Origin of the sequence: Pectobacterium aquaticum, assembly GCF_003382565.3 — a bacterium.
In the GTDB taxonomy this organism is placed as follows: Bacteria; Pseudomonadota; Gammaproteobacteria; order Enterobacterales; family Enterobacteriaceae; genus Pectobacterium; species Pectobacterium aquaticum.
On record NZ_CP086253.1, the window covers coordinates 4273322 to 4290231 of the forward strand.

General features: G+C 50.3%; 13 protein-coding genes and 2 pseudogenes. 5 read left to right on the forward strand and 10 right to left on the reverse strand.

The features are described from left to right. Window positions 1–213 precede the first annotated feature (213 nt). The 3 genes and pseudogenes from DMB82_RS19800 to DMB82_RS19805 form a co-directional block, all read right to left on the reverse strand. Window positions 214–1143: a lysozyme inhibitor LprI family protein gene (locus tag DMB82_RS19800; protein ID WP_102117046.1), complete on the reverse strand. Its 930-nt coding sequence runs from the start codon at window positions 1141–1143 to the stop codon at window positions 214–216. Between the two features lie 170 nt (window positions 1144–1313). Then, a pseudogene (locus DMB82_RS20845) lies at window positions 1314–1421 on the reverse strand (MBL fold metallo-hydrolase); the annotation flags it as partial. Between the two features lie 381 nt (window positions 1422–1802). Next, window positions 1803–2192 (reverse strand): rhodanese-like domain-containing protein, encoded by a 390-nt coding sequence (locus tag DMB82_RS19805; protein WP_039284999.1) that lies wholly within the window; start codon window positions 2190–2192, stop codon window positions 1803–1805. Window positions 2193–2311: 119 nt separating this feature from the next. Between DMB82_RS19805 and DMB82_RS19810 the strand changes: the two are divergent. Further along, window positions 2312–2919: pseudogene (locus DMB82_RS19810) on the forward strand (helix-turn-helix domain-containing protein). A gap of 359 nt (window positions 2920–3278) precedes the next feature. Then, window positions 3279–4007 (forward strand): LuxR family transcriptional regulator, encoded by a 729-nt coding sequence (locus DMB82_RS19815; protein WP_116156307.1) that lies wholly within the window; start codon window positions 3279–3281, stop codon window positions 4005–4007. On the opposite strand, the gene carI is transcribed toward DMB82_RS19815, so the two are convergent. After that, complete coding sequence (carI, locus tag DMB82_RS19820; RefSeq protein ID WP_116156306.1) at window positions 3991–4641, reverse strand: acyl-homoserine-lactone synthase CarI; 651 nt, start codon at window positions 4639–4641, stop codon at window positions 3991–3993. The genes DMB82_RS19815 and carI overlap by 17 nt on opposite strands. Before the next feature lie 266 nt (window positions 4642–4907). Next, window positions 4908–6254 (reverse strand): argininosuccinate synthase, encoded by a 1347-nt coding sequence (gene argG, locus DMB82_RS19825; RefSeq protein WP_102117051.1) that lies wholly within the window; start codon window positions 6252–6254, stop codon window positions 4908–4910. A gap of 412 nt (window positions 6255–6666) precedes the next feature. Here argG and DMB82_RS19830 point away from each other — a divergent pair, with 412 nt between their 5' ends. Then, window positions 6667–7242 carry a DJ-1/PfpI family protein gene (locus tag DMB82_RS19830; protein ID WP_102117052.1) on the forward strand — a complete coding sequence of 192 codons (576 nt, stop codon included), beginning with the start codon at window positions 6667–6669 and terminating at the stop codon, window positions 7240–7242. Between the two features lie 195 nt (window positions 7243–7437). Here DMB82_RS19830 and xylR read toward each other — a convergent pair whose 3' ends face one another. From xylR to xylF, 4 genes are all read right to left on the reverse strand, one after another. After that, window positions 7438–8616, reverse strand: coding sequence for a D-xylose utilization transcriptional activator XylR (gene xylR, locus DMB82_RS19835; RefSeq protein ID WP_102117053.1), 1179 nt, complete (start codon window positions 8614–8616; stop codon window positions 7438–7440). A gap of 140 nt (window positions 8617–8756) precedes the next feature. Further along, window positions 8757–9887 carry a xylose ABC transporter permease XylH gene (gene xylH, locus DMB82_RS19840; RefSeq protein WP_228400072.1) on the reverse strand — a complete coding sequence of 377 codons (1131 nt, stop codon included), beginning with the start codon at window positions 9885–9887 and terminating at the stop codon, window positions 8757–8759. 25 nt (window positions 9888–9912) lie between these two features. Next, window positions 9913–11454 carry a xylose ABC transporter ATP-binding protein gene (locus DMB82_RS19845; protein WP_102117055.1) on the reverse strand — a complete coding sequence of 514 codons (1542 nt, stop codon included), beginning with the start codon at window positions 11452–11454 and terminating at the stop codon, window positions 9913–9915. Window positions 11455–11571: 117 nt separating this feature from the next. Continuing rightward, window positions 11572–12567 (reverse strand): D-xylose ABC transporter substrate-binding protein, encoded by a 996-nt coding sequence (gene xylF / locus DMB82_RS19850; protein ID WP_102117056.1) that lies wholly within the window; start codon window positions 12565–12567, stop codon window positions 11572–11574. 476 nt (window positions 12568–13043) lie between these two features. Between xylF and xylA the strand changes: the two genes are divergently transcribed. Together xylA and xylB are read left to right on the forward strand one after the other, a co-directional pair. Next, window positions 13044–14363 carry a xylose isomerase gene (xylA, locus tag DMB82_RS19855; protein WP_039284980.1) on the forward strand — a complete coding sequence of 440 codons (1320 nt, stop codon included), beginning with the start codon at window positions 13044–13046 and terminating at the stop codon, window positions 14361–14363. Window positions 14364–14413: 50 nt separating this feature from the next. Next, complete coding sequence (xylB, locus tag DMB82_RS19860) at window positions 14414–15871, forward strand: xylulokinase (protein ID WP_116162863.1); 1458 nt, start codon at window positions 14414–14416, stop codon at window positions 15869–15871. 14 nt (window positions 15872–15885) lie between these two features. On the opposite strand, the gene DMB82_RS19865 is transcribed toward xylB, so the two are convergent. After that, window positions 15886–16878, reverse strand: coding sequence for an acyltransferase (locus DMB82_RS19865; RefSeq protein WP_102117059.1), 993 nt, complete (start codon window positions 16876–16878; stop codon window positions 15886–15888). Between the last annotated feature and the right edge of the window lie 32 nt (window positions 16879–16910).

Below are 16910 nucleotides of genomic sequence, written 5' to 3' on the forward strand. Positions count from 1 at the left end.
GTTTTGCCATGCTGCGCGATCTGCACTGCATTTACCTTTTCATGGCTGCCATCTCAGTCTGGCAAGTGGCAAAAAAGTCATGCTGAGAACGCCTGACGTAACACTTTTGCAAAGTATCAGAGAATGCAGGGGAATAACGGCAGAGTGGGAATGAACGGGGCGGTGACAGACGCCGCATTCCACTACGGCGTCTGTCTGTAAAGCAGGGAAATTTTACTGTTCGTCGACTTTTACTATCTCTTCCTTCACCTGCCACTTGCCGCCCACCAGCTCGCGGGTGGTGGCGACCATCGCCTGTTTCTCTTCGGAGTAGGCTTCCGTGGTTTCGACAATCAGGACAGGCTTATTATTGGCTATCTGATAGGTAGACCATTGGTGCCAGCAGCAGCCGCTTTTGGTAAACGTCGTGATAGTCTTACTTTTCTCATCAATCTCGAACAGGCCGAGGTTGGAGCTGGCTAACTCGGTCAGCGGCACATTCTGAGTAAACTGCTGCTTTTCCACATCAAACAGGTAGACGTTGTAAGACGGCCCGCCGTAAGCACCGCTATTGCCATTACGCAGCATGATATCCGCGTGGTAATCGAAGTTAGCGTCATCAATCACCAGCCCGCTGTTGTTCTCACCGTAGACCTCGACCAGATTCGCGGTGACTTCACCCTTATTGTTCAGCTCGATGAACAGGTTTTCCATCGTGATACGTTGGAACAGGTCACCACGCCCTTTCTTAAAGATATCCAGCGTGCCGGGGCCTTCGCAGGTTGAGTAAGAAGGGTCGAGAGTGCACCTCGCCACGCTGAGAACGAAGTCCCACTGGCCTGATGCCTGAGTAATCAGGGAGATATTTTCACTACCGGACAGCGCCTGAATACGGGAAACCATCTCATTCCCTAGGCAAACGTCATCCTTACAGCGGTCACGCTCGGCCAGCCACGCGCGCTGTTCCTGACGCGCTTGCGCTTTGTCTTCCTTTTTCACATAACCCTGATAGGCCTTGTTTAATACCGTATCAAGCTGCTGTAAACGGCTGCTGGCACAAATCATTTTCTCGGTGTCTGTACTGGCCTTGCTGCAATCCATCGCCCAGACGGACGAGGTGAAGAAAAACAGCAGGGATGAAACGGCCAGAGATAAATAACGCATGAAGTCTCGCTCCTTGAATACAAATGAAAACCTAACTGATTAATAAGTAGACCATCGTCCGGTGCCTGATAAAACGTCCCCTTTGCCCAATGCGACCCCAGAGATTGAAATGCTCGCCCGAATGGTGAACCACATGCACCGCCCACAGCATGCCGAAGGTATGGTGCCAGCCCAGCGCCGAACAAATAAACGGCACGGAAGGGAAATCCCGCACCACGCAGCCCCATACAACCCGGATGCAGGCAGTACCCGACTTCAAACGTCGAAATATTAGCCATGTCGATCAGTGCTCCGCTGCGCAGGAAGCGCGCTGCCGGTAGAAATAATCTTGAGTGGAACCAATCCCTGAGTAAATGCATGACTTGGCGTCTTGAACATCCATCCTTTCCAGATTTATTATCGTTTTACCTGCAAACGATAAGACTATCGTGCGCGGTATTTATTCATTCTGACGCTAAGAATAACGAAATCACCACGAATTGAAATCTTAAGCTGTGCGGTCGCACGATTCCATCCCGACACTTTTTCGCTATTCTCTGTGCATTCGCGATGCTGAATTAAGCCAGAAATTCTACTTATGTCATTGTTTATAAAATCAGTTATTGCCGCTGGATGATGTTGGCAGAAGGAATTGCTCCCTCTGCCATGGTCAGGCAGGATCAGGCGAAGGCAAAGCCCTCATCTTCCCATCCCGTGATTCCCCCTATCATAATTTTTACCGGGCGACCGAGTTGTGCCAGCTTTAATGCCGCCTGATCTGCGCCATTGCAGTGTGGTCCCGCGCAATAGACGACAAACCGTGTGTCATCGGGCCACTCGGCCATACGCTCAGGTGTGATTTCACGGTGCGGAAGATGAATCGCTCCCGGTATATGGCGCGCGCTAAAGTGCTTCGTCGACCCCACTACATGCAATAACACGAAGTCCTGCTGGGTGTCAGAGAGCGAGCCCGCCACATCCGCACAGTCTGTTTCCACAGACAGACGCCGTGAAAAATGGGATAAGGCGATATCAGAAGCAGCAAAGGGATAGTCAGTCACATAACTCATCGATTTTTCTCACTGATTGGAATGAAACTCGACTATAAAACGGATACATAAAGGCTGGCAGATGGCATTATTGCCATATATCGTCAATATCATGACAGGTTATTGAGGTGAGGAAATCGATGGTCAATCCGCTTGTTGTCGTACTCGCTTATGATGGCTTGTGTACCTTCGAATTTGGTATCGCAGTTGAAATCTTCGGCCTTCCTCGCCCCGAAATGGGAAAAGACTGGTATCAGTTTGCCGTCGCGGGCTTAGACAGTGGCGCGATGCGGGCAATCAAGTGGCTCGCCGCTTAGTGGTCGCACCGCATCGTGATGGTGGGCAAGCGCAGTATATTGAAAAAGCAGTACCGGTAGACTATGAACGCTCACGCCTCGGGCCGCTTATCGATCATGTCCGAGCCAACCTCGCGGAAGAGTATTCCGTTACGAAACTGGCAGCAATTTCCTGTATGAGTCCACGCACGTTCCTTCGCCGTTTTTCTGCCGCTACGGGTACGACGCCAGCGCGCTGGTTACTGGCCGAACGGCTGAATACCGCACGCGATTTACTGGAAAACACGCGCTTATCGATCGAGAAAATCGCCGAAACGGTGGGATTCGGTACCGCAGCCTCGTTACGCCATCATTTTCGCCAGCAGCTACAGCTCACGCCCTCAACCTATCGGTTGCGCTTCGGGCAGAAAACCCATGATATTCCAGAGAATCTTGCTGCGAAAAGAGGATAAAATCATATCGACGAGGCGTGAGAGACAGTAAAAGCGAGCACAATATGAAAAGTCGAGTGTTACTCATGAAGACAACGAATGTCATTGAGGCCTGATGGGCCTGTAAAACGATACAGGCCATCGAGGAGAAAAAATTATTTTTATTATGCTATTGATAAATATCGCTTAATTAGCATTCCCTGATGTTAGCCAATCATCACGCCTATCCTGAGCGGTGTTTGTTTCTCTTGTTTTATGCTCTTAAAATCGTCGTAAGATTGTATTTTTTTCACTCACCCATAACAATTAGACTTAGGTACAGGTGTAGGTATATACTTTTCCGTTACACGGATGTTGATTCTTCAGACTGAGGTCATGAGATGTCGCCATTATTCACCGATAGTGAAATAATAAGCAGGGTAATCAAAAAACACTTCAATAAAAATTTGGATCATTATGATGGAATAAAATTCTCATTTATGGTTCTCAATAAGAAAAACCCTTCTCAGATGATCATCATTTCCAGTTATCCCGATGAATGGGTTGACCTCTATAAGGAGAACAAATACCAGCACATTGATCCTGTGGTCCTTGCTTCATTTAATAAAATATCGCCCTTCTCTTGGGATAAAAGCCTGGTTATTAATACGCGATTACAGCTTGCCAAAATATTCGACCTCTCTAAAAAATATAATATCATTAACGGATACACCTTTGTCCTTCACGATCATGGCGACAATCTGGCCATGCTATCTATTATTGTAGACAGTTCGTATCCAGATGATGTTGATGTATTTATTGAAGAAAAAAAAGACACCTTTCAGATGCTATTAATTGATGCATATGAGAAAATCATCTCACTTTGCAGAGATATGGTTGAAAACAAAAAACAACCAGATAATAAAGAAATATTCTCTCAGCGAGAAAATGAAATTCTTTACTGGGCCAGTATGGGTAAAACCTATCTGGAAGTGGCTATTATTCTCGGTATCAAAACCAGCACGGTAAAATTCCATATTGGCAACGTTGTGAAAAAACTTGGGGTTCTTAACGCCAAGCATGCCATCAGGCTCGGCGTTGAGTTACAGCTTATCAAGCCAGTGCAATAGCACCCGGAACTCGCAGAGGCCACTGCTTCAATTCATTGCTCATGAATGTCCCACTGCGGTTAATACGACGAGCCAACGCTTCCTGATTCTCATCATCAACGGGAAGGAAAACTAAATATACTCTTTCTTCCTTTTCTGACAAACCTTGTTCGACCACGCGAATTCCCCAGCCAGATCGTTTTAATATCGTCAGCATAGGGTGACTCACTATTGTATATATTCCATCATAACCTTTATCCCTTGAATAATTAATCATCGAAAGAAACAACATCGAACTAATTGGATATTCATTACCGAGAATATCTTTCGCTCGTGATTTATCGACAAAGAACCGACTCGATTCAAGATAATTTCCATCAGGAATATTAATCTCCTTAAAGTAAGGGAAAAATGTTCCAGTAATCATATTAGGGTATTTTGTTTCGATAAACCTCAAACTACAGATAACGGTGTTATCTTTTATGCCAAAAAGATAAGTCGTGTTATTATTATCATACTGATCAAATTCCATTCCATCAGTACATTGCACGGCCCAATTCAGTCGATCTTTAAACGTCTCTTTTCTGAGGGTAAATAGCTCTTCTGATTTCTTTTCTGACAACAAGGTGTGATTTACATCAAATATCTCTAACATTTTTCCTCCATTGAAAAGTTAATACATAATCTCAAAAAACGATACGCCATCCCACCAATCCTTCGCTTTCAGATTATTATCTTGGCTGATTATTTATAGGTATTCTGTCGCTTTCCTCGGCGGTTGTACAGATGCAACCTGCATTGTCAGCAAGAATTCATACACAAAAGGACAACACGAAAAAATAAAACGTAACTATATGATAAAAAATAAAAAATCCGGAAGCGCGAGACGATTCCGGATTTTTATATTACTCAATCTGTGCGTTATTTCTCTGTTTTATCCTGCAGTTGCCCCACCTGCGGCAGACCCGTGCTGGCGGAGGAAGAGAGCAAGCCTGTTGCAGCATAGTTAAACAGTTTTTCACGCGTGTCGGTAATATCCAGATTGCGCATGGTCAGTTGGCCGATACGGTCATCTGGCGAGAAGACCGAGTCGCCTTTCTCCATGGTCAGACGTTCTGGTTTATAGGTCAGATTATCAGACACGGTGTTCATGATGGAGTAATCATTGCCACGACGCAGTTCCAGCGTCACTTCGCCGGTGATGGCGCTGGCGATCCAACGCTGAGAAGAATCACGCAGCATCAGTGCCTGAGAATCGAACCAGCGTCCCTGATACAGGAAACGACCCAGTTGACGGCCATTAGCGTGGTATTGCTCGATGGTGTCTTCGTTGTGGATACCGGTAACCAGACGCTCATAGGCAATGTGCAGCAGTGCCATTCCCGGCGCTTCATAGATGCCGCGGCTTTTCGCTTCAATGATACGGTTTTCGATCTGATCGCTCATGCCCAAGCCGTGACGACCACCGATGCGATTCGCTTCCAGCATCAGTTCAACATCATCGGCAAAGGTCTTGCCGTTCAGCGCCACTGGGTGGCCGCGTTCAAAACGAATGGTCACTTCTTCTGCAGGCACGTTGACGTTCTCGTCCCAGAACTTCACGCCCATAATCGGGTTAACGATTTTGACGCTGGAATTCAGGAATTCCAGATCCTTCGCCTCATGCGTCGCACCCAGAATGTTGGAATCGGTGGAATAGGCTTTCTCAGCTGACATTTTATAGCCGAACCCTGCCTGTGACATAAATTCGGACATCTCCTGGCGGCCGCCCAGCTCATCAATGAAATCGGTATCCAACCACGGCTTATAAATCTTCAGTTCAGCATTGGTCAGCAGGCCGTAACGATAGAAACGCTCAATATCGTTGCCTTTATAGGTGCTGCCGTCACCCCAGATGTTTACGCCGTCTTCTTTCATTGCAGCAACCAGCATAGTACCGGTAACCGCACGGCCCAGCGGCGTGGTGTTGAAATAGGTCACGCCCGCCGTCGTGTTGTGGAATGCGCCACACTGAATCGCAGCAATACCTTCAGCAACCAGTTGCTTACGGCAATCGATCAGGCGAGCATTTTCTGCGCCGTATTCCATAGCCCGACGTGGGATTTCCTCGTAGTCATCCTCGTCTGGCTGCCCCAGGTTCGCGGTATATGCATAAGGAACTGCGCCTTTTTGACGCATCCAAAGCAGTGCAGCGCTGGTATCCAGACCACCCGAGAACGCAATACCAATACGCTGACCAACCGGAAGATGCTTGAGAATCGTTGTCATATATATAATCCCTGCTCGAAAGATCTCTGGATATAAGCTGAATCGCCCACACCATTATGTTACGCCATACATTCATGAGCGCTCGGGCCCTGTGCACATCCTGCATTAAACGGGCCGGTCGATGACCAACATCGACACACTCAAAAATGCATATTTATGCAAAATAAGTGAGTGATAATTTAAACATCTTTTTGGCAGGACAGGAAGAGAAGAGTCATACTTTCATGCAAAAAAATTCGTGGCCAATTCACGACCAAGTTAGCAAGTATAGCGCTATCTTCTCTTCAAGCTAAGCAGCAAAAATCGTTTACGCGACCCACCCGACATTAATAAAACATCGTTTCATTTTTGCGATATTTCTTTGCTATTCTCTTGCGGTTAACACCTTCCCTTGCATATTGCTGGAGATGCTATGTCTAAGAAAGTCGCCGTTCTGCTGGCCCCTGGGTTTGAAGAAGCAGAAGCGATTATGGTGATCGATGTACTGCACCGTATGAAGATAGAAGTCACCATGCTGTCATGCTATGACAGACTGGAGCTACACAGTTATCACAATATTCGCATGTTTGCCGATGCTCTGCTGGAAAGAAACCAGGACACGCTGTTTGATGCTGTAATCATACCTGGCGGCCCACAGGGAACGGTAAATCTGGCCGCAAACCCGATGGTCGTCGAGTTTATCCGTCGCCACGATGACGCGGGAAAACTGATTTGCCCACTGTGCTCCGCAGCCGCGCGCGTGCTGGGTGGTAACAAACTGCTGAAAGGCCGCCGCTACGTTTGCTCTGGGAATTTATGGCAGGACGTGACCGATGGTATTTATGTTGATGAGAAAGTCGTGGAAGACGGCAATCTGATCAGCGGCAAGGGGCTGGGGGTCACATTCGACTTTGCCTTTACCATCGCCAGCCGTCTGACTGGTGACAAAGAAAACGCCAACTTCCAGGTTGAGCACATCGATTACGATTACTGGCGCGTGCCAGCGTAACCGTTCACCAACCTAATGATAAGGCGCGCACCGTCGCGCCTTCCTGCGTGACCTTCTTTTATGAACTAATGCCGATCGTTTAAGAATCGAGATACCGAGGGCTACCACAGTGCGAGGTATCCCTGCGGGAACCTCATCACCACGTTTCCCCCTAAATCCACGCTTAAGTGAATAACATGACTTTTATGAATAGTCTCAATAACCTTCTCCATAACGCTCGCGATACTCTTTCGGCGTGATGTCATACCCTTTCTTAAAGACAGCATAAAAATAGGGCAGCGAAGGGTAGCCGCACATCAACGAGATCTCACCAATCGAGAGCGAGGTCGATATCAGCAAGTTACGCGCTCGATCCAGCTTCTCCTCATGAATCATGCCGTGAATGGTCTGGCCAACTTCTTCTTTGAAGCGTTTTTCCAGATTAGAGCGGGAAATCCCCACTGCATCCAGCACTTGCTCGACCTTAATCCCTTTGCAGGCGTGATAGCGGATAAAGTGCATAGCCTGAATGACGGCAGGATCGTGCACAGAGCGATAATCCGTTGAGCGACGTTCAACCACCCGAACTGGCGGCACCAAAATACGCTGTAGCGGTACATCAGACTGATTCAACAACAGCTGGTGCAGCAGTTTCGCTGCGCGATACCCCATTTGGCGCGTGCCCTGCGCTACCGACGAGAGCGCAACACGTGAAAGGTAGCGAATTAGATCTTCGTTATCGATCCCAATGACGCACAGCTTTTCCGGTACGGCAATATTCAGGTGTTCGCAGACTTGCAGCAGATGGCGCGCACGGGAATCCGTCACCGCGATAATCCCTGTCTGCGGCGGTAACCCCTGCACCCAGTCAGCCAGCCGATTTTGCGCGTATCGCCAGTTATCCGGCGAGGTTTCCATTCCCTGATACACCACGCCCTGATACTTTTCTGCCGCAACCAACTGCCGGAAAGCGTGCTCCCGTTCCTGCGCCCAGCCTTTCCCGCCCGATGCCGGCAGGCCATAAAACGCAAAGCGGTTGAGCCCTTTCTCTTTGAGGTGCATAAACGCGCTTTCCACCAATGCATAATTATCTGTCGCGATATAATGCACCGATGGGTAATCCTCCGGTTGATGGTAGGAACCGCCCACCCCCACCAGCGGCACGTTCACATCCTGTAGTAGCCGCTTGATTTCGCCATCGTCAAAATCGGCAATCACGCCGTCACCCAGCCACTCTTTGATGTTATCAATGCGGCAACGGAAATCCTCTTCGATGAAGATGTCCCAGTCGCACTGGGAAGCCTGTAAATACTCGCCAACGCCTTCAACCACCTGACGGTCATACACTTTATTGGCGTTGAACAGCAGCGTGATGCGATAGCGTTTTTCAAACATGGCAGTTGGCGCTCATTAATCGCAAGTTCCTTGATTGAATAAAGTCTTCTTCCTTGAATAACACAGCCCCCCAAGAGGCCAAAATAATTTGCTGATTATTGCGAGCCGCCGCGTATTTCCTTCGCAGACTCTGCATCACGTCATACGCGCCGCTTTGTTGCGGTATCCATCCACACCGCCAACAACAGGATTCCGCCTTTTACGACGTATTGCCAGAACGTCGGCACATCCAGCATGCTCATCCCGTTATCCAGCGACGCCATGATAAATGCCCCCATCACCGCCCCCGCGACGCTACCAATGCCGCCCGCCAGACTGGTGCCGCCAATCACACAGGCGGCAATCGCATCCAGCTCAGCAATATTCCCAGCGGATGGCGAACCCGCCCCCAGTCGTGAACTGAGAATCAGCCCAGCGACCGCCACCATCAAGCCGTTAATCGCGAACACCGCCATTTTGGTGCGTTCGACATTCACACCCGATAGGCGAGCAGCATCGATATTCCCGCCCACGGCATAGATACGGCGGCCAAACGCGGTTCGCGTCGCCAGAAAAATACCGCCCAGCATCAACAGTGTCAGCACCAGCACTGGCGTTGGCACACCGCGATAGTCATTCAGCAGATAGATCGCGCCCAGCACCACCAGTGCCGTAAATGTCTGACGGCCAATATCGCCTGCGGGTGGGTTTACAGGTAACCCTAATCGGGCTCGGCTGCTGCGCCGACGCCACTGCCAGGCAATAAACACCATTAGTCCGATGGCACCGAACATAAAACCCATGCCGGAAGGCAGATAGCTTTGCCCAATCTGCAACATCGCCTCGCTGGTCGGGGAAACCGTGGTCCCGTTAGTGATGCCTATCAGAATGCCGCGAAAAGCCAGCATCCCCGCCAGCGTCACGATAAAAGAAGGGACTTTCCGGTAGGCGACCCACCAGCCATTCCACGCACCCAGCAATAATCCCAACGTGAGCGTCACGACGATGGTCAACGGCAAGGGCCAGCCAAACCAGACATCAAAAATCGCCGCCGCACCGCCCAATAGCCCCATCATCGAACCGACCGACAGATCGATCTCGGCAGAGATAATGACAAACACCATGCCAACCGCCAGAATGCCGGTGATCGCCGTTTGCCTCAGCAGGTTGGAAAGATTACGCGCGCTGAGATAGGCCCCGTCGGTCATGTAAGTGAAAAAAAGCATGATGGCGATGATGGCGGCAATCATCACGTAGACCTGAAGATTGATGTTTTTCAATCGTTGCAGCATCGAGGCAGAGCCAGCGATATGTTGTTCAGACTGCGATGTTTTCAGCACGATGTTCACTCCTCAATGCAGCTTCCATAACCTGTTCCTGGGTTAAATCACGATTGATCAAATCCGCTTTGATCCGCCCCTGATGCATCACCAATACCCGATCGCTCAACCCCAGCACTTCAGGCAATTCAGAAGAAATGACAATGACGGCAATATGCTGTTTTACCAGCGCATTAATGAGCTTATAGATTTCGTATTTGGCACCGATATCAATGCCGCGTGTGGGCTCATCGAGAATCAGAATACGGGGGTTCAACAATAGGCATTTCGCCAGCACCGCTTTTTGCTGGTTGCCGCCGCTTAACCGGGCAATCGCCAGTTCCGGGCTGGAAGTTTTCACCTTCAGGTTCGCCAGAGACTGCCGAATGATGTCCTGCTCACGAGCATCATCCAGCATGGAAAACGCCCCCGTGAATTGGTCGAGTGCCGCCAGCGTCATGTTCTGCGCCACGCTCATCACCGGGACGATGCCGTCCTTCTTACGATCCTCCGGCACCATCGCAATGCCCTGTGCCATAGCCTGTCGGCAGTTGCTGATGGTCACTGGCTTACCATCAATAAAGATGTCGCCCTGCCAATGACCGTGGTAGGCACCAAACAGGCACTGTACCGTCTCTGTACGCCCCGACCCCACCAGCCCGGCAATGCCGAGAATTTCGCCTCGGTGTAGAGCAAACGAAACATCATCCACCCGACGAATATGGCGATTCACAGGGTGCCAGGCGGTCAGGTGTTCTACGCGCAGCACTTCTTCACCAATGACATGCGGTTCATTGGGATAAAGCTCCGTCAGTTCACGCCCCACCATCATGGCAATGATCTGGTCCTCACTCAGCTCGGCCGCCGGACGCATACCAATCGGCTTCCCGTCGCGAATCACACAAATCACATCGGAAATGGCTTTAACTTCGTTAAGCTTGTGCGAGATATAGATGCAGGCGATACCGTGATCGCGCAGATCCTGAATGATCTCAAGCAGAATAGCGGTTTCCCGCTCGGTCAATGAGGCCGTTGGCTCATCCAGCACCAGCAGGCGCACCTGCTTGTTCAGCGCTTTGGCGATTTCCACCAGTTGCTGCTGACCTAATCCCAGTTCACCCACTTTGGTATTCGGGTCGACAGCCAGCTTGACCTGCTCCAGCATACGCTGGCAGCGAAGGTACATATTGTCGTAATCCATCACGCCAAAACGCGTCCACTCGTTGCCCAAAAAGAGATTCTCCAGCACCGTCATCTCTTTCACTAGCGCCAGTTCCTGATGAATGATCGCAATGCCCTTTTGTTCCGTATCGCGAATATGGTTGGCGCGTAGCTCATCACCGGAAAACACGATCTGCCCGTCATAGCTGCCATATGGGTAAATGCCACACAGCACCTTCATTAAGGTGGATTTCCCTGAGCCATTCTCGCCACACAGCGACAAGACCTGACCCGCGTCCAGCATCAGGCTAACGTTATCTACGGCTTTCACCGTGCCAAACGCCTTGGTGATGTTTTTCATTTCCAACAGATGCGGCATCATTGGCCTCCGTGATTCAGGTGTCTCAGGCCTCGCCTGCGACAGTGGCGAGCCACAACGGCATATCGTGGCTCGGTAAATTTCCTACATCCTGAAATCTATTGGCGGTGGAGTGCGTTAATACACATCCGCTTTTTTGTGGAAACCATCGGCAATAACGGTGGAATCGATATTGGATTTATCGACGGGAATTGGAGTCAGTAAGAAGGAAGGAATATCTTTCAACCCATTGTTTAATTTAGCGTTAGATTCCGGATTTTTATCGGAGCCGAGCGCCACGGCGATATCTGCGGCGTCTTTCGCCAGCGTGCTGATCGGTTTGTAGACCGTCATGGTTTGCGTACCTGCCACAATGCGTTTGATTGCTGCCAGATCGGCATCCTGACCGGAAATTGCAACTTTCCCTGCCAATCCCTGTGCGGCAAGCGCCTGAATCGCCCCGCCTGCCGTAGCATCGTTCGATGCCACAACCGCATCAATCTTATTGCTGTTCGCCGTTAGCGCATTTTCCATAATTTTCAGCGCATTTTCTGGTAGCCAGGCATCAACCCACTGATCGCCGACCACGTTTATTTTCCCACTCTCGATCAACGGCGTGAGCACTTTCATTTGACCCTGACGAAACAGCTTCGCATTATTATCGACCGGAGAGCCTCCCATTAAGAAATAGTTCCCGCCAGGCACCTTATCGACGAGATATTTCGCCTGTAGTTCTCCAACCTTCTCATTATCAAATGAAATATAAAAATCCACGTCTGCATTATTAATCATGCGATCGTAAGCAAGCACTTTTATTCCCTCACGTTTTGCTTCCGCAATAACATTACCAAGTACCTGACCGTTATAAGGAATAATCACTAATACATCGACACCGCGATTGATCATGTTTTCTATTTGAGAAATTTGCGTCGCTTCATTGCCGTTTGCTGATTGAACAAAAACATCAGCACCCTGCTTTTTGGCTTGCTCAACAAAAAGATCGCGATCTTTCTGCCAGCGTTCGAGACGCAAGTCATCAATCGCCATACCTATTTTAACGTCCTTCGCGAATCCGGGCTGACAAGCAAGAATGAATACGGCACAAGCTGAGAGTAAAAAATAGTTAACTTTCATCATAGCGTACCTTTTTTTATTTAAGATGCAGGGCGATACCCTAAATAATTCGAGTTACAGGAAGGCAGCAAGAGAGGGAATCCCGATGAGCTTACACAAGTAAGTGATTCGGGTGACTGAACGCTGCCAACGCACATGTAACTTGAAGTATGACGGGTAAGACTCCAATAGCCAGATGAGTATTGTCGCTAAACATCCCCCCATCAATTACAGATTTTTATCCTCCAATTATGTTTTTTGGTTTAATTTCCGTTTTTTGATACGGGTCATATTTTATTGTCGAGTCACATTTTCATTTTATTACCTATTGCGAAACGTATTCAGAGTAAAACACCGTTATTTTTTGCGACACAGCGCACATTTAATAATTTTCTGAATTTCAGTGTGAAATAACGTAATTGAGGAAATACTCATCCACTCCGAAAATTAATCACATTCCCGTCTCTTCCGTCTGGGTGGTTTCTAAGGAGTTAACGATGCAAGCCTATTTTGAACAGATCGAAAAAGTCCGTTATGAAGGTAGCCAAAGCAACAATTCCTTCGCCTTTCGTCACTACAACCCCGATCAGGAAATACTCGGTAAACGTATGGCAGATCATTTGCGTTTTGCCGTCGCGTATTGGCACACGTTCTGCTGGAACGGCGCGGATATGTTCGGCGTCGGCTCCTTTGCCCGCCCGTGGCAGCAGTCAGGCGACGCGCTGGAGTTGGCAAAGCGCAAGGCGGATATCGCATTCGAATTCTTTCAAAAGCTCAGCGTGCCTTACTACTGCTTTCATGATGTCGATGTCGCGCCAGAAGGGAATTCACTGAAAGAGTATCTGCATAACTTTGCGGTCATTACCGATGTGCTGGCTGAAAAACAACAGGATAGCGGTGTAAAGCTGCTGTGGGGCACCGCGAACTGCTTCACCCATCCCCGCTACGGCGCAGGCGCAGCCACCAATCCTGACCCAGACGTCTTTGCGTGGGCCGCCACGCAGGTGTTCACCGCCATGAACGCGACCCAAAAACTGGGTGGCGAAAACTATGTGCTGTGGGGCGGGCGTGAGGGATATGAAACCCTGCTCAATACCGACCTGCGTCAGGAACGTGAACAAATCGGCCGCTTCATGCAGATGGTCGTCGAGCATAAACACAAAATCGGCTTTCAGGGCACACTGCTCATCGAACCGAAGCCGCAGGAACCGACCAAACATCAGTACGACTATGATGTCGCCACCGTTTATGGCTTCCTGAAGCAGTTTGGGCTGGAAAAAGAGATTAAAGTCAACGTGGAAGCCAACCACGCTACGCTGGCAGGCCATTCCTTCCATCATGAAATCGCCACCGCTGTCGCGCTGGGCATTTTCGGATCTGTCGATGCGAACCGCGGCGATCCGCAGCTCGGCTGGGACACCGATCAGTTCCCTAACAGCGTGGAAGAGAACGCGCTAATCATGTACGAAATTCTCAAAGCGGGTGGCTTCACAACGGGTGGCCTGAACTTTGATGCCAAAGTTCGCCGCCAGAGTACCGATCGCTATGACCTTTTCCATGCGCATATCGGCGCGATGGATACGATGGCACTCGCGCTCAAGGCTGCCGCCAGAATGATTGAAGATGATAAGCTCAATCAGCTAGTCGCTAAACGCTATGCGGGCTGGAACGGGGAACTAGGTCAGCAAATCCTGCAAGGTAAGGCCTCGCTGGAATCGCTTGCTCGGTATGCGGAAAGCCATCAACTGGCACCACAACACCAGAGTGGCCAGCAGGAATTGCTGGAAAATCTGGTCAACCGCCACCTATTTGGCTAAAACGGTACGCTCACCTCCTGCGACAGAGCAGAGGCTTATCAGGAGCCACTATGTATATCGGTATTGATCTGGGTACGTCCGGTGTGAAAGCTATCCTGCTGGATGAAGCAGGCAAGGTGATTGCTAGCCATAGCGCCGCGCTGAGCATTTCCCGTCCGCATCCGCTCTGGTCGGAGCAAGCACCTGAAGAGTGGTGGCAGGCAACCGACCAGGCATTACACGGGTTGGCGGCAGCACATAGCCTTCGTGCCGTGAAAGCGCTGGGGCTGACCGGGCAAATGCACGGGGCGACCTTGCTGGATGTACGCCAAAATGTGCTGCGACCCGCGATCCTCTGGAATGACGGGCGCAGCGCAGCCCAATGCCTAACGCTGGAACAACAGGTACCAACATCGCGTCAGATTACCGGCAACCTGATGATGCTGGGCTTTACCGCGCCCAAACTGAAATGGGTGCAAGAAAACGAAAGCGAGATCTTCCGCCAAATCGATAAAGTTCTGCTACCGAAAGACTATCTCCGCTGGCGTCTGACAGGGGAATTTGCCAGCGATATGTCCGATGCGGCTGGAACGCTTTGGCTAGACGTTGCCAAAAGAGACTGGAGCGATACCCTGCTGGAAGCCTGCGCGCTGAGCCGCAAGCATATGCCCACGCTGTATGAAGGCAGCCAGATTACCAGCTATCTGCGAGCTGACATCGCCAGCCGCTGGGGTATGGATCCCGTTCCCGTCGTGGCTGGCGGTGGGGATAACGCAGCAGGCGCGATTGGCGTCGGGCTGTATCAAACGGGTCAGGCGATGCTGTCTCTCGGCACATCCGGCGTTTACTTCGCCGTCAGCGATGGCTTTCTCAGCAATCCGCAGCATGCCGTCCACAGTTTCTGCCACGCGCTGCCGAATACCTGGCACCTGATGTCCGTGATGTTAAGCGCCGCATCCTGCCTCGACTGGGTCGCCCGTCTGACGCACGCGGAGAGCGTTCCCGCGCTGCTGCAGGAAATCGCTTCGACACCCGTCGATGACACGATAACGCCAGTGTGGTTCTTGCCTTATCTTTCCGGCGAACGTACGCCGCACAACAATCCCGATGCCAAAGGCGCATTCTGGGGGCTCACCCACCAGCACGGACGCCCAGAACTGGCAAAAGCGGTATTGGAAGGTGTAGGGTTCGCGCTTGCCGACGGCATGGATGCACTGCATATGACGGGGCTCAAGCCCGAGAGTATTACGCTGATTGGCGGCGGCGCACGCAGCGCCTACTGGCGGCAAATGCTGGCGGATATCAGTGGTCAAACGCTGGCGTACCGCACGGGAGGGGATGTCGGCCCTGCGCTGGGCGCCGCGCGTCTGGCGCAAATTGCCATGCATCCGCATACGCCACTGGCAGAACTCTTGCCGCCGCTACAGTTGGAACAGATTCATCAACCGGATCCCCAGCGTCACGCCGACTATGCCGAGCGGAGGCGTACATTTAAGGCTCTCTACCAACAGCTTAAGCCGTTGATGTAAAAATTAATCCGTAGTCAGCTAACCCAGCGACGCACATCGACTTTCTGTAGCGCCATCGAAAGCAGCAGGCTGCCTGCCAGCGCGATGGCGAAAACAGAGAAGATATCGAGAACCGGATGAGCTGGCAGTATCACATCATGTGTACGCAGATAGTGAATGATCAACGCGTGGAAGCCGTAAATCGCCAGCGAATGGCGCGAAATGGTAGCAAAGCCCGGTAACATCCGCTGGCTAAAGTAGTGCTTAAACACCACTAGAAGGCTGACCGCAGCCAAAAATACCAGCGGGCCACAGTAGATGTAAAACGTCTGGGTGAATGTATCGTTCAATAATGTGTGGTGCTTCGTTCCCATCGCCACCAGCGCGACACACGCAATGAAGAAGGGAATAGCCGCTAACACAACGGTCTTTGGCACGTCCAACATACCCAGCGCGCGTCCCAGCGCGGCATACAGCACGTAGTAAAATGTATCGCCGTAAATATAGAGATTCACAGGCAATACTTTAAATCCTTCAAACTCCACCCTCCCCGTATTGGGGTTAGCGACAACGGCCAGCAAAATAATCAAGACGGCTACATATTTACCCGATACTGGCTTGATGGTAATAAGGGGAGAGAGCAGGTAAATCACGATAACCGCGTAGAAAAACCATAAGTGATAAAAGATCGGTTTTTGCAGCGCATGGTGCAATGAATTCAGGCCATTGATCGACGTGAGCGTCGCAATATAAATCAACGCGACCGTACTATAGAACAGCAGACACAAACCGATGCGCAGAAAATGCTTCTTCCCCGCGCAACGTTCACCAAAGAATAAATAGCCCGAGATCATGAAAAACAGCGGAACGCAGACGCGCGAAGCAGAGTTCAGGATATTCGCCACATCCCAATGTCCATCGCCCGGCGTGCCGCCCGCGGTAATATAATACGTTGTGCTATGAATCAGAACGACCATCATACAGGCCAGTGCCCGCAGATTATCAATCCAGCCGATCTTATCCGTCATGCACAACCTCTTGAAAGAAAAGCGCTATTCAA